At 41.7% G+C, this 26,754-nt stretch carries 18 protein-coding genes; 5 read left to right on the top strand and 13 right to left on the bottom strand.

Annotation, left to right across the window (positions count from 1 at the left end; genetic code table 11):
* Position 1: 1 nt before the first annotated feature.
* The 8 genes from JKG64_RS18930 to nagA all read right to left on the bottom strand — a co-directional run bounded on the left by JKG64_RS18930 (position 2) and on the right by nagA (position 12,157).
* Complete coding sequence (locus JKG64_RS18930; RefSeq protein WP_210355836.1) at positions 2–928, bottom strand: hypothetical protein; 927 nt, start codon at positions 926–928, stop codon at positions 2–4.
* Between the two features lie 4 nt (positions 929–932).
* Positions 933–2,396, bottom strand: a complete 1,464-nt coding sequence (locus JKG64_RS18935; RefSeq protein ID WP_210355837.1) for a RagB/SusD family nutrient uptake outer membrane protein — start codon at positions 2,394–2,396, stop codon at positions 933–935.
* 14 nt (positions 2,397–2,410) lie between these two features.
* Complete coding sequence (locus JKG64_RS18940) at positions 2,411–5,971, bottom strand: SusC/RagA family TonB-linked outer membrane protein (RefSeq protein ID WP_210355838.1); 3,561 nt, start codon at positions 5,969–5,971, stop codon at positions 2,411–2,413.
* Between the two features lie 95 nt (positions 5,972–6,066).
* A complete protein-coding gene (locus tag JKG64_RS18945) occupies positions 6,067–7,248 on the bottom strand; it encodes a FecR family protein (protein ID WP_210355839.1) in 1,182 nt (393 codons plus the stop codon).
* A 152-nt stretch (positions 7,249–7,400) separates the two neighbouring features.
* Positions 7,401–7,997 (bottom strand): RNA polymerase sigma factor, encoded by a 597-nt coding sequence (locus JKG64_RS18950; RefSeq protein WP_210355840.1) that lies wholly within the window; start codon positions 7,995–7,997, stop codon positions 7,401–7,403.
* A 635-nt stretch (positions 7,998–8,632) separates the two neighbouring features.
* Positions 8,633–9,340, bottom strand: coding sequence for an N-acetylmuramoyl-L-alanine amidase (locus tag JKG64_RS18955; RefSeq protein WP_246512689.1), 708 nt, complete (start codon positions 9,338–9,340; stop codon positions 8,633–8,635).
* 31 nt (positions 9,341–9,371) lie between these two features.
* Positions 9,372–11,036: a glycoside hydrolase family 10 protein gene (locus tag JKG64_RS18960; protein ID WP_246512691.1), complete on the bottom strand. Its 1,665-nt coding sequence runs from the start codon at positions 11,034–11,036 to the stop codon at positions 9,372–9,374.
* Positions 11,037–11,047: 11 nt separating this feature from the next.
* Positions 11,048–12,157, bottom strand: a complete 1,110-nt coding sequence (gene nagA / locus JKG64_RS18965; RefSeq protein ID WP_210355841.1) for an N-acetylglucosamine-6-phosphate deacetylase — start codon at positions 12,155–12,157, stop codon at positions 11,048–11,050.
* Positions 12,158–13,038: 881 nt separating this feature from the next.
* Between nagA and JKG64_RS18970 the strand changes: the two genes are divergently transcribed.
* Together JKG64_RS18970 and JKG64_RS18975 are read left to right on the top strand one after the other, a co-directional pair.
* A complete protein-coding gene (locus JKG64_RS18970; RefSeq protein WP_210355842.1) occupies positions 13,039–13,425 on the top strand; it encodes a RidA family protein in 387 nt (128 codons plus the stop codon).
* A 210-nt stretch (positions 13,426–13,635) separates the two neighbouring features.
* A complete protein-coding gene (locus JKG64_RS18975) occupies positions 13,636–14,337 on the top strand; it encodes a hypothetical protein (RefSeq protein ID WP_210355843.1) in 702 nt (233 codons plus the stop codon).
* Between the two features lie 4 nt (positions 14,338–14,341).
* Here the strand turns inward: JKG64_RS18975 and recG are convergent, their stop codons facing one another.
* Positions 14,342–16,447 (bottom strand): ATP-dependent DNA helicase RecG, encoded by a 2,106-nt coding sequence (gene recG / locus JKG64_RS18980; RefSeq protein WP_210355844.1) that lies wholly within the window; start codon positions 16,445–16,447, stop codon positions 14,342–14,344.
* Between the two features lie 110 nt (positions 16,448–16,557).
* Positions 16,558–17,544 carry a hypothetical protein gene (locus tag JKG64_RS18985; protein ID WP_210355845.1) on the bottom strand — a complete coding sequence of 329 codons (987 nt, stop codon included), beginning with the start codon at positions 17,542–17,544 and terminating at the stop codon, positions 16,558–16,560.
* 198 nt (positions 17,545–17,742) lie between these two features.
* Here JKG64_RS18985 and hflX point away from each other — a divergent pair, with 198 nt between their 5' ends.
* The 3 genes from hflX (at position 17,743) to lipB (ending at position 20,112) form a co-directional block, all read left to right on the top strand.
* Entirely contained in the window at positions 17,743–18,933 is a 1,191-nt protein-coding gene (gene hflX, locus JKG64_RS18990) for a GTPase HflX (RefSeq protein ID WP_210355846.1), read from the top strand.
* Between the two features lie 36 nt (positions 18,934–18,969).
* Positions 18,970–19,320: a four helix bundle protein gene (locus tag JKG64_RS18995; RefSeq protein ID WP_210355847.1), complete on the top strand. Its 351-nt coding sequence runs from the start codon at positions 18,970–18,972 to the stop codon at positions 19,318–19,320.
* A gap of 90 nt (positions 19,321–19,410) precedes the next feature.
* Positions 19,411–20,112: a lipoyl(octanoyl) transferase LipB gene (gene lipB, locus JKG64_RS19000; RefSeq protein WP_210355848.1), complete on the top strand. Its 702-nt coding sequence runs from the start codon at positions 19,411–19,413 to the stop codon at positions 20,110–20,112.
* Between the two features lie 52 nt (positions 20,113–20,164).
* On the opposite strand, the gene JKG64_RS19005 is transcribed toward lipB, so the two are convergent.
* The 3 genes from JKG64_RS19005 to JKG64_RS19015 form a co-directional block, all read right to left on the bottom strand.
* Positions 20,165–21,934, bottom strand: coding sequence for a RagB/SusD family nutrient uptake outer membrane protein (locus tag JKG64_RS19005; protein WP_210355849.1), 1,770 nt, complete (start codon positions 21,932–21,934; stop codon positions 20,165–20,167).
* Between the two features lie 12 nt (positions 21,935–21,946).
* A complete protein-coding gene (locus JKG64_RS19010) occupies positions 21,947–25,480 on the bottom strand; it encodes a SusC/RagA family TonB-linked outer membrane protein (protein ID WP_246512693.1) in 3,534 nt (1,177 codons plus the stop codon).
* A gap of 133 nt (positions 25,481–25,613) precedes the next feature.
* The gene (locus tag JKG64_RS19015; protein ID WP_210355850.1) at positions 25,614–26,735 is read right to left on the bottom strand and encodes a FecR family protein; all 1,122 of its coding nucleotides are present in this window, start codon (positions 26,733–26,735) and stop codon (positions 25,614–25,616) included.
* Between the last annotated feature and the right edge of the window lie 19 nt (positions 26,736–26,754).

A 26,754-nucleotide genomic window follows, 5' to 3' on the forward strand; every position in this document is an offset into this window, starting at 1 on the left:
TCTATTGAAAGCTATTTAATTTTTCACGGTATTTATTACCTGCTGCCTGGATATCCCAGTTGTACTCCTTTTTCAGATATTCGGTAAGTACTTTATACTTTTCCGTTCTCTTTGGACTATTATCCAAATACTTCGTTTTAATATTATCAAAAGACTCCAAGACAAGTAAGCTCAACCATTGCGATAAATCAGTATCATAAGTTCTAGAGCCAGATGCTGAAACATAGCCCCTTTCAGCGGCCATCTTGGTCAATTCTGCTTGACGAATTTCAATTGCCTCTTCTGAGTTTCCAGGGTAATTTTTAGAAATCTCATCCATTATCTTTCCATTATCATAAGGCATACCCGCAGCCTCAAATCCTGGAATCTCTTGTTCCATCCGCTGTACAAGCATATTAGACAAACTACTCCAAACCATACGCGTCACCACTGAATCTTGATAATAATGCGTTTCAGGAACCGTAATAGGCTGTGCATCCTTTACCTTATTTGGCCAACACACGATAAGCCGGGTTCGGCCAAGTGCATGAATATTCTTCTCCCAATATGATCCATCATACGTTTTCACAAAGAAAAATTCTCGAGGAAATACCCGACGGACGTAGTCGGTCGAAACATTATGCAATAACGTGTCTACAAACATAATAGCACTGGGCTTCATTTCTTCTGCCAAAGGTGTAGCTCCATAACGATTACCTGGGTCTTGCATTAAAATCGAATTTGTTACTTCTTTCGCATCTTTGAAGTTAAGGCGTAACCACAAATCATAGGTTTTAAACATTTCCTTAATGACTGGTAACTCATCTTCTTTAGGTGAAAAACGCTCTTCAAAACCAAATTCTTCTGAAGCGCTTATCTTATCGTCCTTTTTACATGCATTTACTAGGAGCAAAACTGCCACTAAGCAAATTGAAAATATCTTTTTCATTTTTCTATCTTGGATTAATTGGCATATTCGGTGAATTATTCTGCTCAGATTCTGGAATCTGCAACACATATCTCGGGTCGTTTTTCTTCAGTACAAATTCCTGACTATTTTTATAGATATGCTTGATTTCCGGTTTTCCTAGACGTCTCAAATCAAAGAAACGCAAACCAGCGTCGAAAGCTGTTTCGAGGCGACGCTCATCAAGCACACGTTTCAAAATATCGTTCTTATCTGTATAATCAGATTCTTGAAGCCCGACGAAACTTCCTTTCTTGTATCTCGTCACCAACAGCTTATTGATATCAGCCAACGCCTTACCGTATTCCAGTTTACGGGCATATGCCTCTGCTCGTATTACATAGGCCTCACTTGCTTTCAGTCCAATAAAGAACCAATTTCTATCCTGTGTAGCAAACATATTATAGACGGTCTTTCCCACTAGAGCTGCCCCCTGTATACTAAAATCCTCAAATGAATCAAAGATATATTGGCGGTAGTCTACCAAATCCCCGTTACGCTTGGTTAACTGTAATAGTTCTTCTGTTGGTTTAGCTGCTGCCTGATAATAATAAAAGAAGTTTTGATTTGCTCTTCCAGCCGTAAAAAACAAAATTTCATTATTATAATCGGTATCAATAAAACCAAAATTACCAGAAAACGCATATTTGAGTTCAGCTGCTTTATCAATATGAGTCTGCATGGTATTCATATCCGATAGACGGACTGAAGCCATTACTTCGGAAGCATAATCGATCGCCTTGTCATACTTACCCATAAATAAGGCTACGCGAGCGTTCAAAAGCTGTACCGTTGTGATATTAAATCTAAAACGATCATTCCCTGGCTTTCCTTGTAATAAAGTTTCTGCCTGTTTTAGATCGCTTTCAATTTGTGCCCAAACCTTTTCAATGGGCTGCCGTACGTTATCTTTGCTAAATTCGTTGACATCTTCCGCATCCAATGGCATCGGTACTCCAGGAAGATCGAGGTTTTCTGGAGCGTACACATCCGCATACATATTGATCAGGTAAAAATACGCATAAGCACGAAGGGCATAAGCCTCCCCTTTTACCTGATCATATTTCTTCTTCTCTGACGCATCCGGGGTTATACCTGCAAATTTATCCAATACAGTATTCGCATAGAATATAGTCTGATACAATTGCCCCCAATAAGGATCAATAGGCTCACCTAACATATGCGAAGACGAAAACACAAACCAAGGCTCTTCCGCCGCGCCTAATTTATATGTTGTATTGAGGTTAACCATAGCGTTATCAGTCATCAACTCCGTTCTAAGGAAATAATCCCTTCTAGGATACCCTCCAAGCAAGATAGATTCGTAATCGCTTATCGTCTCTGGCTTCATGCCATTGACTGGTGTAATATCCAACAGGCCTGTACAGGATGATAGTCCGAGACCAACAGTCATAGCAACAAAAAGAAATGATTTAAATATATTTTTCATATTATTTACCGAGTTTAAAATTGAACTTGTAATGTTGCTGAATATGATCTTGGAACTGGTAGATAGGTATTTCCAAAAGACACTGCAACATACCGAGTATCTCCATAAGTCATATTACTACCCTGTGCTTCAGGATCCTGACCTTTCAACTTACTATTTTTCCATACATACAGATTGTTCCCTTGCAACATCATTCGAATATTCTGGATTCCCATTGCTCTCAATCTTGGTGTAAAATAATCGTAGGAAATAGAAAGATTCTGTAAGCGAAGAAAATTACCCTTCACTGTTCTCAGATCCGAATTATCATACATCTTAGCATTATAAGGATTGGCTCCTGTAACACCTAGTTCAAAAGCACTATCTTCTAATTTTGGAATGTCCGTAATCAACTCATCTCCGGGTTTACGCCATCTATCCACCCACTCTCTAGACATATTCTGTGTTGGCTCTGGGAATGACAAGGCCCAGCCGTTTGAAAGATTACGTAAACGCATCACATTTCCATAACTACCAATTAATAATCCAGAAAGGGTAAAGCCTTTATACGAGAAAGTATTGGTAAAACCAAGCTGTGTTGTTGGTGTTACCGGACCTTCGTATTTCAATCCGTCCAATTTGTTCATACCGTACAACACCTTTTCACCTTCTTTATTCGTATAGAAAGTAGCACGTCCATCTTGGTTCAGTCCAGCATAACGGTACGACCAAAGCCCGTCAATTGGCTTGCCTACTACCGCAGATGCTGCATATTTCGAACGCTTGGCATCGGTCAAACTACCATAGGAAGGAGCAGAGTTGACATCCAATACTTCGTTTTTATTATAGCCATAATTAATATTTGTAGACCATCTAAAATCCTTGGTATCTATATTAATCGAGTTAATTGAGAATTCCCAACCACTGTTGCGCATCGACGCCCAGTTTACCTGGATCTCATTGAAACCAGTTACTTGAGAGACTTGCTTTGAGCCTAACAAATCGGTTCCCTTTTTATTGTACCATTCCACATTGGCCATCAAACGACGCTTAAAGAAACCTGCCTCTAAAGCAACGTTGCTCGTATAGGTTTGTTCCCACTTTAAATAAGGATTTTTAGGAGCACTAATTACCAAGAAGTTCACAGGATTATCCACATTGACTTGACCAACCCGAGCCACTAAATCAGAATAAGCTTGTGACGCGACATTTCCTTGACTACCATAAGATCCCTTAAGTGTTAAATAAGACACCCAATTTACATCACGAAGGAATTCTTCTTCTTTCATCTGATAGTTTGCACCTATTGCCCATAATGGCTGAAACATTTGATTCGTTTTCAAACCAAAGCGATTAGAACCATCCGTACGCATATTAAAGCTTACTGTATAGCGATTGTCGTAAGTATAGTTGGCAGCTCCAAAATAAGAAACTGCAGCAGACTCGTCCAATTGCTCTGTCCAATATGGTAACCCCATCTTTTTCATAAGATCAAACTGCGGAATCTGTTGATGGGCACGATCATGGGCATAACCATACACTTCTGTAGTCTCTCCTTCTGTTTTAGATTTGCGGATTTCCTGTCCAACCATCAAGTTCAAGTAATGTTTCTCTTTAAAGAAAGGATTATATATCAATTGATTTCTAAATGTAATGGAACCATTTTTAGAGCCTTTTCCTTTACGGTAACCACCGTCTCTCCAAATTTCGGTATAAACACCGTCGATCAACTCTGTATTAGTCTGTTTTCTACTACGCACGAAAAAGCTATCTTCCAAAGAGATATCGATATCTGTAGTATGTTGCTTTGAATAGCTAAATAGAGAGGTAAATGTTAAATCTTTATAGAATTTCCACTCTAAATCCACTGACGAACGTAACCCAAAGTTTTTCGAATCTCTCCAGCCCTGCTCCCTATTCTCCATAAAGTTATACTTTAAGGTATTTTGATAGAAATAGCTGTATTTTCCATCTTCGTCAAATGCTGGTTGTGCACGGGTTGTATAAATAGCCCACTCATAAGGGTTCTCTCGGGAATCCATCGCAAAGAAACTCTTATTATCCCGCGCATTGATATCCATCATCACACCCAAACGCATTTTTGGGGTCAAGTAAGTATAAGCTTTCAGTGATCCTGTATAGGTCTTTTGTCCCACGCCTTTAGCTGTCGCTTGGTCATCCAAGTAGGATCCAGACGCGTAAAACGTCGTTTTCTCATCACCTCCTGAAATACTCAAGTTCTGGCGATTCGTCAACGAATTTCTGAACAAATGTTGGAACCAGTCCGTATTTACTTCTTCCAACATACGTACTTTATCTTCAAACTGATTCCAAGTAATTTTCTTATCACTGGCATCAATAAAATAACGCTCGAAGTCAGACACTGTACCATATTCTCCTACGCGAGGGCTTGAGGCATTAAATAAACTCCTGTCCAACATCTCCAAGTTCACACCAATACGCTCCTTGGAGTTCATCATATAGGCATCCTCGATACGTGGACGCTCTCCCATCGATAAAGTACTGGAGAAATTAATACGTGTTTTTCCGGCTTTACCTTTTTTGGAGGTGATCACGATTACCCCGTTGGCGGCTTTTGTACCATAAATCGCCGTAGCGGCGGCATCTTTCAACACGTTTATACTTTCGATATCCTCGACGTTAACGCCACCAATACCCGAAGCGATCAGGTTACGGTTGGTCATGATATCATCTACGGATACATTTACCGCGTCATCCAGGATAATACCGTCTACCACCCATAGCGGCTGCACGTTACCACTCAATGCTGCTGTACCACGAATACGAATCTGTGGCATCGCACCAGGGGCACCTGAGGTACTCATCACCGTCAATCCCGGGACCTGACCCTGAAGCAACTTATCGATATTCGGCTGGAATATCGTCTCCAGCTGCTCCATATTGACCGAAGCAACCGATCCTGTCAATGATTTTTTCTGCAAACTCTGATATCCCGTTACCACGACATCATCTAATTGATTCTCTGCAGGTGTAAGGCGTACCTCGGTCCAGGTTTTTCCCTGTAATGGGATCTGCAAAGTCTCAAAGCCCATGCTTTTGAATACCAAAGTAGCATTAGCATTGCTGACATTGATCACATATGTACCATCCACATCGGTACCTACTGTATTACGCACATTGTCCTTTTCGCTTACTGTGATTCCAGCAAGAGGTTTCCCCTTGTAGTCCATCACCCGTCCCCGGACCTGCACTTTTTGCTGTGCAATCGATTGTGGTTTTGCAGAGATCACAATCGTTTTATTATCTATACTATATTGCAACGGTTGATCCCTAAAACAATAATCTAAGACCTCTTGTACCGTAGCATTCCGCATATCGATATCGACCGATCTATTGGATTTGACCAATGATTCATTGTAAAAGAAATCACAGTTGCACTGTCTCTTGATTTCACTAAAAACTTGAGAAAGCGTCATGCCCTTTCTCGTAATGCTGACGCGCTGTGCGAAAGCGGCCATGCCCATTTGCGCAAAGGTAAGCGCAACTAGTAGGATAGTTGTACGTTTTCCCAAAGCCATACCTTTCAGTAATGCTCTGGCATTAGATAAATTCATTCAGTAATAATTTATTAGTTCAATATTTACGGTATTCGACTGCTTGTTCCCATCAAAGCAGTGGTTAGTTAGATTGAATTCGGCTTTTCGTAAATTTACACCATCAAGACGACCCTCCTTTCTTTAATACCGACAGGAACGATGTGATATCGGATCTGCCCGGTTCTATTTAATATCTCCAATACTTCTTCTAAGCTTCGTTTTTTAGAAATCGCCCCTGTAAATCCATATCCCTTTCCTCGGGTTACAACCTGTACCTCTACACCATACCATCTCGACAGTTCATTTCCAATCTGGTCGAGGCTGGCGTCAAAGAAGGCAAACTCACTATTACGCCATGCATTTACCTTATCCATCTGAGCAGGCCCGACCTTAATATCAGCGCCGCCCCAAGTGACCACGCTACTTTGACCGGGTTTTAAGGTATAAGCCCTATGATCTGTAGCGACCTCTACACTTCCTTCCATCAATGTCGTTGTTGTACGGTTTTCTCCATAAGCCTTCACATTGAAATGGGTACCTAAAACTCGAACTTTCTGATCATTAGAAAACACCAAAAAAGGCTTATCCTTATTCTTGGCAACTTCAAAATAAGCCTCTCCTTCTAATTCTACTTTACGGACACCTCCGATAAAGTTTACGTCATAGGTTAACTTCGAACCCGCATTCAACCACACTTTAGTACCGTCTGTTAGCAATAAGGCACCTGTCCTTCCTGCAGGTACGCTCACCACCTGAATCATCGGCTCTGTAGCTTCGCTTAATTTTTTTATCTCAAAGAATGAATCACCATTCTGCTTCTCAGTACTAGTGTAGTCTGTCTCCGAACCATCCGACAATGCTACCACCTCACCATTAGGCAATGTTAGTGTTACACCATCCGTCCCAGAAGGCTGTTTTTCCACTCCCGCAACGACCACATCTTTATTTTTAACAGGTGTTGCTGTTTCATTATTTCTTTGATAACCAACAAAAGCAACAATTACCGCTGCCGCGACTGCTCCCCAGCGCAAAAATGGCTTTAGGAAACGCTCTTTTACAGACGTTTGCTCTCCAAATATCAATGCTTCTACGTTGGGATACTGTTCTTTCGATAGTTCAGCCAACCCTTCGATTCGGTCTTCCTTCTCCAACTTCTCCTCAAATACCTCATCGACATACTGCTCCAATTCGGCACGAAACTCTTCTTCAGAAAATGTATCGACCAACCAAGCTGCTTGCTCGGGCGTACATTTACCTACCAAGTATTGTTCAAAAACTTGCTTTTTATTATACATAACTTCAGTTTTCCTGTGCCGCACTATGATGCGCATTTATCTATATACGCAGCAATACGACAAAGTCTATGCTCTAAAAATTATTTTTTTTTAAAAAAATATAAATGATGTGGAATCCCCCTCAAAGAGGGATACTTCAGAAAAGTAGAAACCTACCTATTATTAACCCAAAAACCCAATAGGACTACCAATAAGGCAAATAGCTTTTCGCCTAATTCACTCTTTAAAAAACGCATTGCTTTGGCCATGTGATCCTTAACCGTTCCTACAGATACACCATGTGCCTCCGCGGCTTCTTCATAGCTCTTCCCCTGAAACTTACAATACAGAAAAATCTCCTTACGCTTGGAAGGTAACCGATCAATAGCTACCGACAGCGCTTCGGTCATTGACTCTACATGATCGCTCCCCTCTTCCATTTCGTAATATAATGTTGCTTGCGTCAACAATGCTTTGCGTACAGCCTCATTCGATGCTGATTTTCGGAAATAATCGACTACTAAATTACGGGCTATCGTATGCAATAAAGGCCAGACCCCCTGCCCTTCCTGTATGCGCTCGCGCATATCCCACAAACGGACAAAAGATACCTGATGCACCTCTAGCACACTATCTTCGTCAGGAAGAAGCTGATTCAGCTTATGCAATAAAGATGGAGAGTGAAGGTTATAAAGCTTAGAAAAAGCGACACGATCTCCCTCTATCAATAGAGAAATCCACTTACTTTCACTAAATTCTTCTTTTTCCAAGCGTCCTTACTTTAAACGAAACAAAATTATGAATTTTTTATTAATAACGATTTTATAAATGTTTATGCTACATAGCGTCTGATTGAGAGGATACTATAATGAAGGTTTAAAATATTCCATTTGTCCTTATCAGGACAGGACCTTCTTTATTCCTTGATGAATAAAGAAGCAAACAAATCAAGGCTTGGGTATTGTTACGCTAAAAACAGTTCGAAATCCGGAATGTATTTGAGCCGTTTCACTTCTTAAATCCATTCTAATCGGACTTCTTCTGTTTTCTTAACGCTACAACACCCTAGGCCGGTTTAGAGCCTGTGGATAGCAAAAGGAACAGGCGATCAATAATCAACAGGTGAAAAAGACGACCTTGTAAGATATGGAGACTAAGGCCGTAAAGCTATCACACAGATTATCGTACATATTGCAGTAACCAAGGATTTCCAGTCTAGGGGTGGGGCAGTGTTGTGGCGACCTAGGAAACCGCATGTATAGCTTTATGTGCTGTGATGAACATAGGTTACACAGTCTTGACTCTTTGCTTCTTTCTCGTTCAAGGAGAAAGAAGAGCCCGGTCGCGGCTCAAGCGACAAGAAGATGTTGATTTTAAACCTTCTTTAAACTTTGACCTTATCAAACTATTGCGATGGCAGTGGTGCAATTTTCAGCGTCACAGGAAGCCCTAACTCTTTACGCAACGCATGCATAAATTTATCTCCTGGATCCCGCTTCGAAGTGATATATGTAGGGTTCGTTTCCTTCCACCAAAGCGTCTTTTTAAAAGCTTGATATTCATGATGCCCTATCACATACTCAATAGCATATTTTTTACGGAGATACCTGATCAGCTTTGTATTAGCTTCTAATTGTTTTTCAGTTAAAGGATTTTTAGGTGTACCGATATTCTCGATCCCGATAGCACAATAATTAAGACCTATAGTATGTCTGGCAAATTGATTTTCCTCCAGTAGCTGATAGATGCGGCCATCACGTCCGATCACAAACTGCGCGGATACATTTAAAGAACTTGCAGTCTGCAAATCCCTCCTTCCAGGAAGAAAGACAGGATTGAACGTCTTAATTGTCCCTGCTACACTCATATTCTCGGTATAATGCACCACCACTATGCGTGGATCAATAAGCGCTGTATCTGCACTAATACCATGTCGTTTCAACAGATATTCTAAAGAAAGACGCTCGCGATCCGCATCCCATTGTATAGGTCGTTTTATGACAGTAGGCTTGGTCTGTCCGGAAAGCAATAAAACACTTCCGACGACCAAGCCTACCATTGTTATTATTCTCCATGAAAGCATCTTCTTTTTAATAACCCAAGTTACTCCCATGTATAGTTCTTTTATATTTAAAAGCTATTTTTTAATTATGCTGCACACTTTTAGCGATATAAGCACTCTCATTACCTAAGCGATCTACTGCACGCACAGCCACATCATATAGCGTTTTGCCATCTTTCTGCTTCGGCAATTCCAATGAAGTAACCCCAGTATCAAGAATATCTGTGGTCCAGACTTCGCCATAGCGTGTATAAACAATCCAGTGCGCCACTTGATCCGGCTGTTTTTGCAACCACTTCGCGAATACCGTATTCTTCTGATTCGTCAACAATAACGTTGGACGTAATAATAGATTAGCCTTAAGCCATGGACTCTTTGGAATCAATGCTTTCTCTTTATACGGACCGTTTTTTAATGCAGGCAACATCGCAGGATTCTTCGTCAGACCAGCAATACTCCAGTGTACCGCTCCAGGACTATTCGGAACGATATCACGGGATGCCGCAACTTGATTTACGATTTCTTTTGTGCGATCTGATGACCGTACCTCCACCGTATTCAGGCCTGGCCACAAATGTCGATTATATCTATTTTCAGATTGCCACCATTTCAACAGCGCCGTAAAACTCTGTCTCTGTGGCTCAATAGGCCAGTAGAGCTGTGGCGTAAAATAATCAATCCACCCCTCGTTAAGCCACAATTTCGCATCCGCATACAATTCATCATATTGTGAAGAACCTGTTACTCCCGAAGGATATCCTGGCTTCCAAATACCAAATGGGCTCAATCCGAACTTAACAAAATTCTTCTCCGCTTTTATTTCCTCGTAGACACGTTTGATAAAACGGTTTACATTATCTCTACGCCAATCTCCTCTGGACAGCGTACCGCCATCTGCTCTATAAACATTCCATGTTTTATCATCTGGAAAATCTGCTCCACCATTGTACTCTGCATAGGGGTAGAAATAGTCGTCAAAATGTATCCCGTCAATATCATAGCGTTTTACGATGTCATTAACAACCTTCGATGCATGGTCTTGCGTCCGTTGATCAGCAGGATCAAACCAATACATACCATTCCGTAATCGAACAACATTCTCTGGTGTACGTTTCACCATAGATTCTGCCGTCACCGTACCTCCGTTAGAGTGGTGCGCGCGGTAAGGATTCAACCATACGTGCAGTTCAAGCCCACGCTTATGTGCTTCCTGTACCCAAAAATCTAGCGGATCATAGTAAGGTTCTGGGCGCTTACCAATCTCTCCGGTCAAGAAGTACGACCAAGGTTCAAATTGACTATTGTACATCGCATCTGCGGACGGACGAGCCTGAAAAATAACCGCATTGAAATTATTATCCTTCAACATATCCAATAAAGCGATCGCTTCTTGCTTTTGTTGTTCTGTAGTCAGATTACGTTTAGAAGGCCAGTTGATATTGGCTACTGTTGCTACCCAAGCAGCACGAAATTCGCGAGGCACGGACGGTAAATCAACCACCAAAGACTCTTCTTCCTTTGCTTTTACTGGTGGCGCCATCTCGGCCGACTGAGCTACTAATGGAGGTTTGACATCCTTTTTTGGAGTATCCTTCTGCACTGCTGCAGTCGCCTGAGAATTAGAGACCTCTGTCTCTGCTTTCTTTCTACCCTGTGTTTTCTTATCCTTGCGAGAAGCACAAGAAAACATAAAAACAGAAATTAACATGGCAGCAATGACTGCGCTTTTAATCGTATTTAAAGTCATAGTACGCAAAACTACACTTTCTCTCCCTCAAAGTAAACCTTTTTCACATTAAAGTATTGATCAAAAACCAATACATTCGCTTTTGCCCCTTCAGCCAAATGTCCAATATCTTTTCTCTCTATCAGTCGAGCCGGATAAGTGGTTGCCATACGAATAGCTTCATCTAATTGAATACCTACTTTTTCCACACAGTTTCGGATAGCCCCTAACATGGTCAAAGCAGATCCGCTCAGCGTTCCGTCGGGCAACACATAATGATCCTTGTTAAAAACATGTTGATAGATTCCATTTTCGCATTCCGTAACCGCATCTGTAATTAGAAACAATCGCTCTCTCAATTGTGCTTTACTGATCTTTATCACTTCATAATCCACATGAATACCGTCTGCGACTATTGAAGCACATACCTCCTTGTGGTTGAATATGGCACCCGGTACACCTGCCTGTCGATGGTGCAATGGCGACATCGCATTCCAAAGATGCGTAGCAGCTTTAATTCCCTTGTCAAATGCTTTCGAAGCTTCTTGAAATGTCGCATCAGTATGTCCAGCACTGATTAAAACGCCTTTTGACAGCAAATAATCCAAACATTCGTCCTCTAGCAGTTCGGGAGCAACAGTTACAATCCCTATCACATCTTCGTTACCTTCAAAGAGATGCCGTAGTGTAGGCAAGCTGGCTTTAAAAATCAACTCTGCGGGGTGAGCACCTCTTTTCTTCGGATTCAGGAACGGCCCTTCCAGATGTAGCCCTAGTGCTACACGAGGCGAAGCATCTTTAAAAACACGAATAGCCTCATCGAATATTTGAATGGTATTCGTTGCCAACGTTAGGTAAAAAGAGGTACACCCCTGTTTCAATAATTCCTTTTGTATTTTCTCCAGTGCATCGACACTTAGGATTTCGGAAAAGAGATTTCCTCCGGCACCATAAATCTGTAAATCGATCAGTCCGGGGCAAATATTACAACCTTCCACATCTACTTTTTCAAATTCATCAGAGACATCCCCTACAGGTACAATACCTACTATTTTATCTCCTGAAATCAGTAATGCTTGATTCTGTATAATATCATAACCAGAATAGATTGTTCCGTTGTGTAAAGCTAGCTTTCTTTCCATACTGCAATATAAAAAACTTTCATGATTCCTTCTGTTCATCAACAGACATGAAAGTTCTTGATGTCCATTAAACCGAACGAAGAGAGCTCATTGATCCCTCGGAATATAGAATCGAATCAATAATACAGACACTTTCAGAAAAAAAAGAAGATTTAAAATATTCTATTTCTCGCTCGAGCCGCGACCGGGCTCTTCTTTCTCCTTGAACGAGAAAGAAGCAAAGAGTCAAGACTGTGTAACCTATGTTCATCACGGCACATAAAGCTATACGCGCGGTTTCCTAGGTCGCCACAACACTGCCCACCCACAGACTGGAAATCCTTGGTTACTGCAATATGTACGATAATCTGTGTGATAGCTTTACGGCCTTAGTATCCATATCTTACAAGGTCGTCTTTTTCACCTGCTGATTATTGATCGCTTGTTCCTCTATTCTATTCACAGACTACAAATCAGCCTTAGCTTATTTGGCTGTGAAAGCAAACAGGATTAGAAAACAGGTTATTGGCATTTCCTTTCATTCAGTAACAATGTCGCCTTAGCGTATCGGCGACAGCAGGTATGGAAATCCTTTGTGCCGATACGGTACAGCGACACGCTTTTGTATACTTTTGGCAAGACAAAAGTATAAGCCGGTCGCGGCTCGAGCGACAAGAAGATGTTGATTTTAAACCTACTTTAAACTTTGACCTTATCAATTTACCATCTGCTTAAAAGTAATACAGAAAGTTTGTAACTTCGTTTCACACAAAACCTCAGACTATGGACAATCCAAAACAAAGCGCAAACAGCAGCATAAAAGCCATGCGTATTATCAATGTCATTGCGATTACGGTTTTTGTCCTAGGAATCCTTTATAAAATATTTATAGCTAAATAACAATGTCACAAAAAGAAATCTTCAACACAGACAAGGCTCCAGCTGCAATTGGGCCTTACAACCAAGCAATCAAAGCAGACAAAACATTATATGTATCGGGTCAGGTACCTTTCAATCCAGAGACAATGGAGCTGGTCAATACAGGTATAGCAGATGAAGCACATCAGGTATTAAAAAATGTGGGTACCATCTTAAATCATGCAGGATACGATTTCAAAGATGTTTGTAAAGCCACCATCTTCTTATCAAGCATGGATGACTTTGCTACGGTCAATGAAGTGTATGCACAGTACTTCAACGAGAACCAGCCTGCACGTGAATGTGTAGCAGTAAAAACATTGCCCCGCAATGTGAATGTCGAAATATCGGTTATTGCCTGGAAAGGGTAATCAAATAAAAGTTACACAAGGGTATCCCTGATATCAGGAATACCCTTGTCAAAACCAAACAGCGACTCCACATATTCACTCCACGGCTGCTACCCTTCCTCCTAGAGCTATCGCTTCTAAACTAAAAAAAATCTCCATTCTTACTTACAACTGTAGCGATTCTTATTCATCTACCGTATTAAGTACATTATAAATTTTAATTCAAAAATAATGGCAAGAACTAACCTCTTATTCTGCTACCTATTAGGTATTATCACCTTATTTGCGGCCTGCGACAAGGATGACAACAAATACGAAGAACTAATCCGCCTTGCTGATCTCAAATTGCAGGAAGCTATCAAGTTGGCCGAAAACCAGCCTTGCAAACCGATAGAAGAATGGCGCATAGACACACTTTCCTATAGATACGTTCCCGTACACCCAAGCTTTGAAAAAGAATATAATACCCTGATAAAAGAATATCGGGATCTATCCGAACAGGCCAGCAAGGTCTATAAACCAGGGAAAAACGATCCTCTCGTCTACAACACCTCCCCTGTGTCTCTACCTCCTCACTTCGGTCTCCGTTGTAAAGATGGGAAAATGATTGTCGCCTCTTCTCTGGATCTTGAGCTAACCGAGATAAACCAACTCATGGATGAACTATTCCCTCAGGTTCGTGATTTTTTCAAAGATGTACCCTGTACCGATGTCAGCAAATGGAATATTCTCACCATAAGGAAAGATTGCGAATTCGTATCAATTGCTGTTACCGATACTCCAGATTACAGAATCTTTGGGCAAAAGGCCGAGCGTCTCAATCATTTAAATTACGCTAAAGTTCAAAAAAGCGGGATGAACTGTCCTACAGAGAATCCCAATCATCCAAAAGGGATCATCTGCAAAGACGGTAAAGCCAGCATACAATATTAAATAGTTACGAAATTTTATCCCAGGAGATTCCTGGAGCCCTTTGATTAAGATAGATAGACAATTGCTGGTGCTGAGATGCCAGTAATTGTGGATCTTCTTTAAAGATTTCAATCACCCGATTACGGGCTTCACTTAGTATAGCCTGATCCTTCGCCAGATCGGCTATCTTCATTTCCAGCACTCCCGACTGCTGGGTTCCCGACAGATCCCCTGGACCGCGGAGTTCGAGATCCACCTCTGCGATTTCAAAACCGTCATTGGTACGCACCATCGTTTCCAACCGTTTACGCCCTTCTTTACTCAATTTGTCACCTGACATCAAGATACAAAACGATTGCTCAGCCCCCCGCCCTACACGCCCGCGCAACTGGTGAAGCTGGGATAGACCAAAGCGTTCGGAATTCTCAATGATCATGACCGACGCATTAGGCACATTGACCCCCACCTCGATCACAGTTGTGGCTACCATGATCTGAGTTTCTCCTTTTACGAAGCGTTGCATTTCAAAGTCTTTGTCTTTCACAGGCATCTTTCCGTGCACAATACTGATATGATATTGCGGTAAGGGGAATTCCCGCATCAATCCCTCCAGCCCTGCTTCTAGATAAAGCAGGTCCATTTTTTCACTCTCCTTGATCAGTGGATATACGATATACACCTGCCTACCCTTTGCCACCTCTTCCCGTATAAAACCAAATACACGCAAACGCTGGTTTTCAAAAAAGTGAACCGTTTTAATCGGCTTACGTCCAGCTGGCAATTCATCGATAATAGAAATATCCAAATCCCCATATAAGGTCATTGCGAGAGTGCGCGGTATAGGTGTCGCTGTCATCACCAGCATATGCGGCGGAATCACATTCTTTCGCCATAGCTTCGCCCGTTGTTCCACACCAAATCGATGCTGCTCATCGATCACAACAAAACCTATATTTTTAAACTTTACCTTATCTTCAATCAAGGCATGGGTCCCGATGAGGATATCTAGGGTACCATCTTCAAGCCCCTGATGTATCAGACGCCGCTCTTTGGTCGGTGTAGACCCCGTCAGCAATTTAATCGAACAGATATCCTCTCCGATTAACTCTTTAAGTCCATTATAGTGCTGTGTCGCCAATATTTCGGTAGGGGCCATCATACACGCCTGACATCCGTTATCCAACGCGATCAGCATGCTCATTAACGCTACAACCGTTTTACCAGACCCAACATCCCCCTGCACCAGTCGATTCATCTGCGCACCTGTATTGGTATCCTGACGGATTTCCTTGATAACCCGCTTTTGGGCATTGGTCAATGGGAAAGGCAACCGCTCGTTAAAAAAAGTATTGAACCGATCTCCCACCTTATCAAACCGATGCCCTTTGAATTTTTGGGTATTCAGTTGCTTATTACGTAAAAGCCGTAACTGTATAAAGAAAAGTTCTTCAAACTTCAACCTCCTCGTAGCGGCATTCAATTCATTTACATTCTGAGGAAAATGTATGGCCAACAATGCCTCCTTATGCCCAATAAGATTGTGCTTTTGAAGAATATAGGCGGGCAACAATTCTTCTATTCCGTTATATACCGATTCCAGCGCAGTCTGCTGCAGTTTTTGCAGTCCTTTCGTATCTAGATTAAACTTCTTTAGCTTCTCTGTCGACGAGTACACGGGTTGCATCGTCATATTGCCAACTTTCTTCTCGGCAGAACTATACAGCTCCATCTCTGGATGGGTCATCGAGATTGCTCCGTTGAACTCCACAGGCTTACCATATATAATATACGGACTACCGATTTTTAGACTTTTCCGAAGCCAGGGAATACTCTGAAACCACACCAACTCCATCGTGCCGGTCTCGTCACGAAACTGCGCCACTAAGCGTTTTCCGCGGCGCTCACCGACTTCTTTCAACGAAATCAATCGCCCCAATATCTGTGCACCGATCAGATCTGCATGCACCTGTCGTATTTTATGGAATTTTGTACGATCGATGTAGCGGAATGGGTAATACTGCAACAGGTCACCAATAGTGAATATCAGCAGCTCCTTTTTGATTACATCAGCTTTCTGCGGACCTACACCTTTAAGGTATTCTATCGGGGTTATTAAAGATAAATTAGCCATTCCTAAGAACGGCTAATTTACAAAAACTAAATTTAAAACGCTTCTGTATTTCGGTACACCATGAAAACCGGCACAGAAATGCTTACTGTTATATATAGAATTGGTAGGTTTTATTTTAGATTATTTATCATATTGACCAGATTGCTCTTTGTATCTCTCTGTACCTCTTCCTTATTAATGGTAATCAAACCCTTATCCTCAATCTTAACCTTTTTTATGACATAAGCTACAGCCCCATTACTTTCAGAGACAAACACGATATGCAGATTCAGTCCCACAGGCACAAAACCATAATGTTCCGAAAAGAAATGGTCTTTACTATCATAAGTATCCAACAGTGCCAATACATTCGGTTCGCCTTCATAGGCTAAAAACACGCCTGAGTTCTCTTTGTTATATCCTGCAGGCACCACCACTTTGATTTGCGTCTTTGGTCTTGCGTCATTATAAAAACGATCCACATTCGCCCATCCGAAGCTATTTCCCCATATATCATAACGGGCGGTCTCTGTGTTAGGACCTATTCCAGCTTCTTTTCCCTGTCCCCCCGGATTGACCTCATCCCAGACTAAATCCCCTGCTTCATTAATATTTCCTTTCCATAGCTTCATATTCATGTCCAGACCGCCTGTATTAGCTGCCGGAACGGTCACCGTAAATGTACAGCCAGGCTTAAGGGCCTTATCCCCCTGCTTAACCTGAATATTGTATTCTCCACCTGTTACCAAAGGCAATAAATTACCAGACGCATCCTTTCCCATCACAGGTTTATTAGTCATCACCATATTGCCTCTGTCATAGATCTCTACAAAGGAGAGCGAGACATCTCCAGAAACCAGATTATTGCCTGCATCCCGCAAACAGTTGGGATGTATCGTCACTTTAGCCCCTTTGGAAGAAGTAAAGACCACACCATCTTCTGCCTTAAAAGTTTTTGTCTGCGTAAGATCTTGTAGAGACTGTGCTCTCATTTCTTTGAAAGCAGCTGCTGATGGACCTGCTATTTCGGAATCTATTCCGTCATTCTTACAAGAAGTAGCGATAAAAGATACGGAAAGCAATATCGCTAAAATTTTAAAAGTAGCTATTCTTTTCATGTCGTTAGGATTTTAAATGTTTTATATTTAACCTGTTTACATGATGATATAAACCCTTCTTACAAATTGTTACCCCCTTTGTAAATATTTTTTGTAAAAAACATTCGTCCTCCCAATTATTCAACTGCTCCGCAAAAAAACCATTATCTTTGTTTCCTTGTTCTTAGTAGACAGTAAGACAAGTATTAAAAGACATATATGGGAAAAACTAAGATATACGACACCGCAATAAAACAAGAAACCGCTATTTTGGTATCGGTTATCACACCCGATATTTCAGAGGCTATAGCACAAGAGTACTTAGAAGAGTTACGCTTTCTAGTAGAAACCGCTGGTGGTGATACCAAAGGTATATTTACACAGAAAATGGCAAAGCCAGAACACGCTACGTTTGTCGGCACAGGTAAATTACAGGAAATCAAAGAATATGTAGAAGCGGAAGACATCGACATGATCGTTTTTGATGATGAACTTTCCCCTTCTCAACTTCGAAATATCGAGAAAGAACTGCAACGCAAGGTCTTGGACCGTTCCAGTTTAATCCTCGACATCTTTGCCAAACATGCACAGACTGCACAGGCAAAAACACAGGTCGAGCTTGCTCAGCTGCAATACCTACTGCCTCGCCTTACCCGGCTGTGGACTCACTTAGAGCGCCAGCGTGGGGGTATCGGGATGCGCGGACCGGGAGAGTCGCAGATAGAAACCGATAGACGGATTATCTTAAATAAGATCTCGTTACTGAAAGAGCGGTTAAAAATCATCGACAAACAGAACGAAACACAGCGCAAAAACCGTGGAGAGATGATACGTGTCGCTTTAGTCGGTTACACCAACGTAGGTAAATCGACTATCCTCAATATGATATCGAAGGCTGACGTTCTTATCGAAAACAAGCTATTTGCTACCTTAGACACGACAGTACGTAAAGTGGTCATCGACAACCTTCCTTTTCTAATGTCTGACACCGTAGGTTTCATACGCAAATTGCCGCATCACTTGGTCGAATCTTTCAAATCTACACTGGATGAAGTTCGTGAAGCAGACGTATTGATCCATGTGGTAGACATCTCTCACCCCGACTTTGAGCATCATATTATAGCGGTCAATGAGACGCTAAAAGATATCAAAGCATTGGATAAGCCAACTATTACGGTATTCAATAAAATCGATGCCTATAAACCACCTGTCGAAGTTGATGAGGAAGGCGAAGAGATAAAGGTAACACTTGATGACTTTAGAAACTCCTGGATGGCCAAAAACGCCGATCCAGCAATCTTTTTATCAGCGACAAACAAGACGAATATTGAAGAGTTTAAAGAGAAACTGTACGAAGTAATTGCTGACCTGCATAACAAACGGTATCCGTATAATAATTTGCTATATTAGGTTATAGAGTTATAAGAGTTAAGAAGTTATATAGGTATGGTAAAGTCACATAAGGATTTAAAAGTTTGGAAGGAGAGCATGCTTCTTGTAAAAGATGTATACGAAATGACCAATTCTTTTCCTCCAGACGAGCGTTTTACTTTAGGTCAGCAAATGCGGCGCTCTGCAATTTCTATACCTTCCAATATAGCCGAGGGGGCTGGGAGACGCGGGAACAAAGAGTGGATTCGATTTCTAAATATTGCCCTTGGTTCTATATCCGAGCTAGAAACCCAATTAGAGATAGCTAAAGTCCTAGAATTTGTTAACGATCCTACAAAAGAAATCGAACAGCTTATTTACTTTAGGCGAATGATTCTTAAATTAATTGCAAGCCTAAATTCGTAACTTTGCCAATTAAAACTTATTTCGATAACTCGATAACTCGATAACTCGATAACTCGATAACTCGATAACTCGATAACTCGATAACTCAAAATGCAAAATAAAATTGTTCAATTCACCGACTGGGGCTTGGTTGACTACCAAGAGGCTTGGGATAGGCAAGAGAAAGTCTTTGCGGAAACTTTGGCTATTAAGCACGACAATCGGGTAAACGACACGAAAAATCCCACCCCAAACCATCTTATATTTACAGAGCATCCACATGTTTATACCTTGGGAAAAAGTGGGCACCCTGAATATCTTCTTTTAGATGAGGAGGGACTAAAGGAAAAGGATGCTAAATTCTACAAAATAAACCGTGGCGGTGATATTACCTACCATGGCCCTGGCCAAATTGTAGGTTATCCGATATTGGACTTAGACAATTTCTTTACCGACATACACCTCTATTTACGCACCCTCGAAGAGGCTATCATATTGACATTAGCAGATTACGGCATACAGGCCGGGCGGTACGACGGTTTTACAGGTGTATGGCTTGATGCAGACAACGACAAAGCCCGTAAAATATGTGCTATGGGCGTACGTGCTTCCCGTTGGGTGACTATGCACGGTTTTGCATTCAATGTCAATGCTGACCTCAATTATTTTGGCAACATCATCCCCTGCGGTATCGATGACAAAGATGTCACCTCCATGGAGCGCGAACTGGGCTACAGACTAGACATGGACGAGGTCAAGGCTAAGCTCAAAAAACATATTGCTGCACTGTTCCATATGGAACTGACAGATTAAACGAAAGTAAATAAAAAAAGCACCTTATGAGGTGCCTTTTTTATTTAAATACTTATTCCAAAGTCGGATTAAATGTACCTCCCCAATCTTTGTTTTGCAACAGTTTTGGATTTTTATCAATCGACGATTGCGAAATAGGAAAGAAATAATAACTATCCGGGAGGATGTTTTCTTTCGCTCCTGTATTAGGTACCTGACGTACAATATACTTGAACTGATTCTCTTTCAATTGATAGGTCTTCGCCAATCCTGCGGCTACAGTCAGATCCATTTCCGAGCCATCCGCATTAATCGCTATAGCTTCTACTCCATATTTTGTCTTATTGTTTAACACATCAAGACGTCTCATTCTTCTCAGGTCCCAAAAACGATGGCCTTCGAAACAGAATTCAACGTTACGCTCTGCCAGTATAGCATCGCGCATCCCCGCCTTATCTGTTGCTTTGATACCATACAGACCATCGCTACCAGCCTCAATTCCAGCACGTGTACGTATCTCTTTCAATATTCCCATCGCAGTATTAAAATCTCCTGTCTCATTTGCTGTCTCCGCATAATTCAACATGACCTCTGCAAAACGCATGACCACATAATCCACGTCATACTGTGTCTGCACCTCCGTTTGTTTCAGTGATAATTTTGAATTTTTCAGGATAAAGAACCCACTGTATCTATTCAAGTTTTCTGAGGGCGTATTGGCTTTTGGATTTACCCCAAAGTCATCCAATGCCGGAGCTACCCCTACAGAAGTATATTGCCGTTTTCCGGCCTTACCTGACACCTCATAAAGCTTACCGTTCCAAACAATTGATTTATCAAAGCGGGGATCTCTATTTTCCCAATAAGATTGTAAGAAATCTGCATCTGTTTTATAATAGGCACTAGTAGGGTCATTATAAAGCTTACCATCTTTCATCGGAAATGCTTTCACAAAATCCCAAGAAGGGACAGCCGCTGCTGGTCCACGGCTTTCCGAGCCAGGCCGTACTCCATTATCCCAGTTGGCTACTTTATTTGGATATTGATTGATCACTGCAAAAACCACCTCAGGCCCCTTCTCTATCAAAGCAATATTCTGATAATCCGAAGTCAGGCTATAACCATTCCCCTTCAAGCGATCATACGCGGCCTTATTTGCCGTATGCGCCTCTGTCCAATAGGCATTACCAAAAGGATTGCTCGGATTGAACTGCGGAGAAGCCTTATATAGCAATACCTTGGCCTTAAAAGCGACCACAAAATTACCATCAATCCGGCCATAGTCTTCACTCGTCTTAGCAATAGTACCTGGCAACAAGGCCAACGCATTATCCAAATCCTTCACCATCAACTCAAAACATTCTTTAGTACTATTACGGGTGACCTGCAAATCGTCCTTTACCAAATCCTGTGGCACTGTAATATATGGTACCCCACCATGGTGCTTGACCTTATTGAAGTACGTATAGGCACGCATAAAAAGAAGCTGTCCCAAAGCTTTATCCTTATGCTCTTTAGCAAGAGCCGTACTTTCATTTATTTTATAGATTGCGGTATTAATCTTCCGTATCGTCGCATAATCCCAGGCTTTATAATTTGTACTATTTACCGTAACCGCATCCAAGGGAAAGTGAATTCCGATCAGCTGTTCCGAATTATTATCTGCAGTAGTATTCCAATTACCAAATATCTCATAGAGATTCGACAAATAGGCATTCACAAGACTGGGATCATTCCATACCTTATCTTCGTCCAGCGAATTTAAATCATCGATATCAAGCACGTTTTTACAGGAAGTAGCAATTAGAACCGATGCTATAATTATATAAAATATCTTCTTCATTGTCGTTCACATTTAAAATTTAACATCAATACCTACCGCATACGTTTTCATGACCGGATAAGAATCGTACATCTTCTGCTCAGGGTCATGAAATTCGGTCATCTTAGAGAATACGAACAGATTCGTGCCATTGAAGAATACATTCACTCCTTTAATCTTCATGCGATCCGTCAAGGTCAATGGAAGACTGTAAGAAACATTCAAATCACGGAGGCGCAGATAAGCTCCATTACGGATCCAGAAAGAAGAAGCTTCCGTTCCTGACTCCGCCCAGTTGGCACCGACCACTCTCGGGTACTGAGCCCCTGGATTTTCGGCTGTCCACACATCACCTGCCCATATCGGGTAGTACGGTCTGAACCCACCTCCATGCTGACGAATACCAGGGCCATCTAGGTTACTGATAATACGATCGTAGGCCAATACACCTTGGAATAATGCCGAAACCGAAATTCCTTTCCACGAACCATTCAGACCGAAGCCATAGTTGATACGCGGGGTATTATTTTCGGACAATAAGACCATATCATTTTCATCAATCTTTCCATCTGGTCCACCGGCATAGTTTGCTCCGCGCTGATCTTTATAAAGAATCATCCCCATATAAGGATCCCGACCATAGGTTTTAAACCCTTGGCTCTTTAGCGCATCCAGCTGGTCTTGGGTACGGACGATGTCAATAGCTTCAAGGCCTATAATCCGGTTCTCTGGTCTACCGACCCTAGATCTAAAATTCTGCACTCCGCCAGCACCGTAAGCTGGCTCTTCATCATAGATATCCCACTTATCTTTAGCATAGCCCATATTCGCACTGATACCATAAGATACCTCCCCAATACGGTCATTCCAATTCAAGGACACCTCGCCCCCTCTATAACTTCTAGCAGCATAGTTTTCTGGCGCCAATTCCCGACCGTAGGTATCTGGCATAGCATTCTGTCTACGTCCTAAAATATCCGTCTCTTTCCGTACAAATCCATCCAAAGACCCGCTCAATCTACTATTCAACATTGCAAAGTCTATACCCACGTTATAACTTTTAGAAGTAGTCCAAGTTAGATTCTGTGTAGGATTATTGCCATAGGCAATTCCATTATAGTATCGATCGCCAAAAATCGAACCTCCGCTTGGTGTATACTTTTCGCGGTATAAGAACTGTCCGATACGCTCCGCACTCACATTCAAATCATTCCCTGTTGATCCATAGGAAGCACGAAGCTTCAGGTCATTCACCGTATTTTTTAAATTAGCAAAGAAGCTTTCTTCCGACACACGCCAAGCCGCCGACATGGATGGAAAGAATCCCCAACGTTTATCATTTGGAAACAACGGCGAGCCATCATAACGGAATGAGAATTCAGCAATATAGCGGTCCGCATAATTATAGTTAACACGTCCGATTACACCTCTCCTCGAATCGATCGTTTCTCTCGCTGTAGTCGATCTATAATTACGATCCGTTGGATAGATAAACATCTGATCGAGGCTCACAATGGGACTTTCGGCACGGGAGTTAATAAAAGTACCACCTTCTTTAAATTGCTCGTAGACCAAAATTCCATCCACAGCATGTTTATTGAATTTACGGCTATAGTTCAGGAACCAGTTGACCTGATACTGCCAAGTTCTTTCGGGAGCATAATCCATAAACGGCTGTGCCTGACTAAACGTAAACACATTGATTTTGTCTTCCGAAGGAGGCGCTGGAATAAACCTATTTCCATTCGGGTCTAAAGAAGTAAAAGTATAGTTCTTCTGGAATGTCATGAATCTCTTTTTCATGTAATCCTGCGCCACGTACGATCCCACCACTTTCGTAGATAATCCCTCAATCAGCTTATCCAGCTTATAATTGAGTGTCAGAATCGGGTTCACCTGTCTCACTTTACGATTAACGTAGCGATTACCGATTACCTGATCGATGACATTCCAAGCCTGCCAGGATCCCATTGGTGTCTGTACAGGATATTCGGTCGGAGTATCACTTGGTGTTCCATCAGCATTCAGATAGAACGGATACATTTTAGGCCAGTTAAAGGTCACCCTATAAAAATCTGCCACATCAAAATCGGCATCATCTGCTGAGGTGCTAAACGGCCAGAAAAAGCGCTCTGAATTCGTCTGATTCATGGCGATATTTACATCCACACTGAAATCGTCCGAAAGCTGGGCACTGACATTACTTCTTAAATTAAACTTTTCATGTTCCAAAGTTTTATAAGACCCAAGCTCCTTACGATAGCTCACCAGATTATAATACGTAATCTTGTCACCACCACCGTTTACAGAAATGGATTGACGGTGACTGAATGGATTACGCCATATCACATCATTGACACTATATTTTTTATCCAGAAAATAATCAAACTCTTCCTTCCCATTGGGGGCCACAAAAGGGTTCTTACGATCTCCTTGTTCCCAGTTAAACTGAGCGACCCTGTTCTGATAAGTCAATTCGTCCGCTGCAGTGGTAATATCCGCCAGCAAAGTCTGCGTTGGTGCGCTGAAGTTATAGCTACTCTGGACGTTAAACACAGGTGCTTGGTTAATTCCTTTTTTAGTGGTCACCACCACCACTCCATTCCCCGCTCTTGTTCCATACACTGCTGCCGTAGCGGCATCCTTTAGGAAACTCATCTGATCCACCTCATTGGCTTCTAGTGCATCAAAAGCGGCCTTATCCCTTACTATACCATCGATTACATACAAAGGCTCCGCAAAGCTTCCTCGTATGCGCAAACTCGATGAAGCCCCAGCCATCCCCGATGTATTAGTCACATTCACACCAGGAGCGCGTCCTGCTAGTGTATTTGACAAATTAGATGGTGCAATATTCTTCAATTGATCTGCATTTACCGAACTTACCGGTCCCGTTAGATTAGCTTTACGTTGCCGTCCATACCCTACCACAACAACTTCGTCCAATGCATCAACTTCCTCTTCCAAGGTAATCCGCAATCCTTCGAGCTTTTCTACCGTAACGACTTTGGTCTTAAACCCAAAATACCGTACTTCCACAATATCACCCAGCTTACCTGCCACAGTAAAGTTTCCTTCTCCGTTAGATGCCGTAGACTTACCTCCTTGTACAGCCACTGTAGCTCCTGACACAGGATTCCCCTGTCCATCCACTATGTGGCCAGAGATCTGTTGCTGCAACTTGTACATAGCAGTAGCACGTTCATCTCTTTTAATGACCACCGTATTATTATGTATGGTATAGGTCAGATTGGCCTTATTCAGCACCTTAAGCAAAGATTGATCTAGCGATTCATCCTTGACCTGTACGGTGGTACGTTCCTCAGCCAACAATCCATGTTCGTACACAAAACGTACCCCTGTCTGTTTAGAGATTGTACTTAATACCTGTTCAACTTTCCCGTTCTTAACACTTAAAGTTACTTGACCATTGGTCGTAGCGAAGCTGGTGAACATTGAGGTTACTAAAATTAAACCTGTCAATTTCATCTTAATCAGCGTTTTCAAAAACCGTCTTTCCCTCTTGGTCAGGGACATGCCGATTTTTGAATATTTCTTAATATTCATAAATTTGTAAAGAATTTAATGGTTTATAACAAATTTGAATTCATCGTTAGCGGAGGTATGGCAGTACCTTCGCTTAGTTTATTCATTGGTAGCGTATCCTATCTCATATATTATCCTCCATATTTTAGGTTTATTATTTTACAATTAGTCTATTACCCTCTATTAAATACTGATAGCCCGTAAGATCCTTCAATACAGCACATACTCTTCCCAGAGTTACATTACGCTCAATACTGCCCGAGTATCTTTTTGGCTCCATTTTCCGTTCAATATCCAGATCTACACCATACCATCGTTTTACTTCTTCCAGAATGGTTTCTATATCCTTATTATTGAAATTAAAAAAACCATCCTTTATCCCCAATGCATCTTCTAGATGAGTCGATATACCCGCATGCAGTTTACCTTCAATCAAATCAGCCTGATATCCTGCTTCTATAATAGCTTCACTATGGCGTGCAGTCAGCTGCAGACGTCCTTCTGTCAATAAAACCTGAGGCTCTGACTTATCATAGGTATTCACCGAAAAAGCTGTCCCGAGTGCACGTATCTCTAAGCCATCCACTTCTACGATAAAAGGTCGTGTAGCATCCTTAGCAACCTCGAAAAAAGCTTCCCCTTTGAGGCTTACCCGACGCTCTGCCAGAGAAAATGCCGATAAATATTCAACTTCAGACTCTGGACTAAGCCATACTTTGGTTCCATCCCATAAGACAATAGAATAAGAAGAACGTGTTGGTGTAATGATCTTATGTTTACGGCTACCTGTATCAGAAGCTATCGGTTGCTTGCCCAATTCATTTCTTCCCAGCCGTCTAAACACCTTACCATCTACTTCAAAAATTGCCTGTTCATCGTTGGGCAGGATATCATTCTTATGTCCATACACTTTATCTTCCACAATATAATCCGGTTGCTCATTTCTAGCGAACCAAAGGATACCGAGCATCAAGACCGCAATTACTGCTGCGGCCACTGATGCATACCGCTTCCAATTAGGCCTGACCACCACATCTTCAACTTTATCGGTTACATTGGTCTGAAATCGCTTCCATTCTTCGTGAGAATCTATATTTCGTAGATCCACAGGGGTTTCAATCGCTCCGTTCTCGATAATAGTCCGCAGATAAACATGTCCATCCGGATATCTATCCAGTAAGACGGACAGCTCCATTTCCTGCTGGGCATCGAGTTCTCGTCCAGCAGCCAACATAGAAGCAAGTTCTGCAAATATAATTTTATCGGTTTCTATCATAATTTGTAGTTAAGTAACC

The organism is Sphingobacterium tabacisoli (genome assembly GCF_017908035.1).
In the GTDB taxonomy this organism is placed as follows: domain Bacteria; phylum Bacteroidota; class Bacteroidia; order Sphingobacteriales; family Sphingobacteriaceae; genus Sphingobacterium; species Sphingobacterium tabacisoli.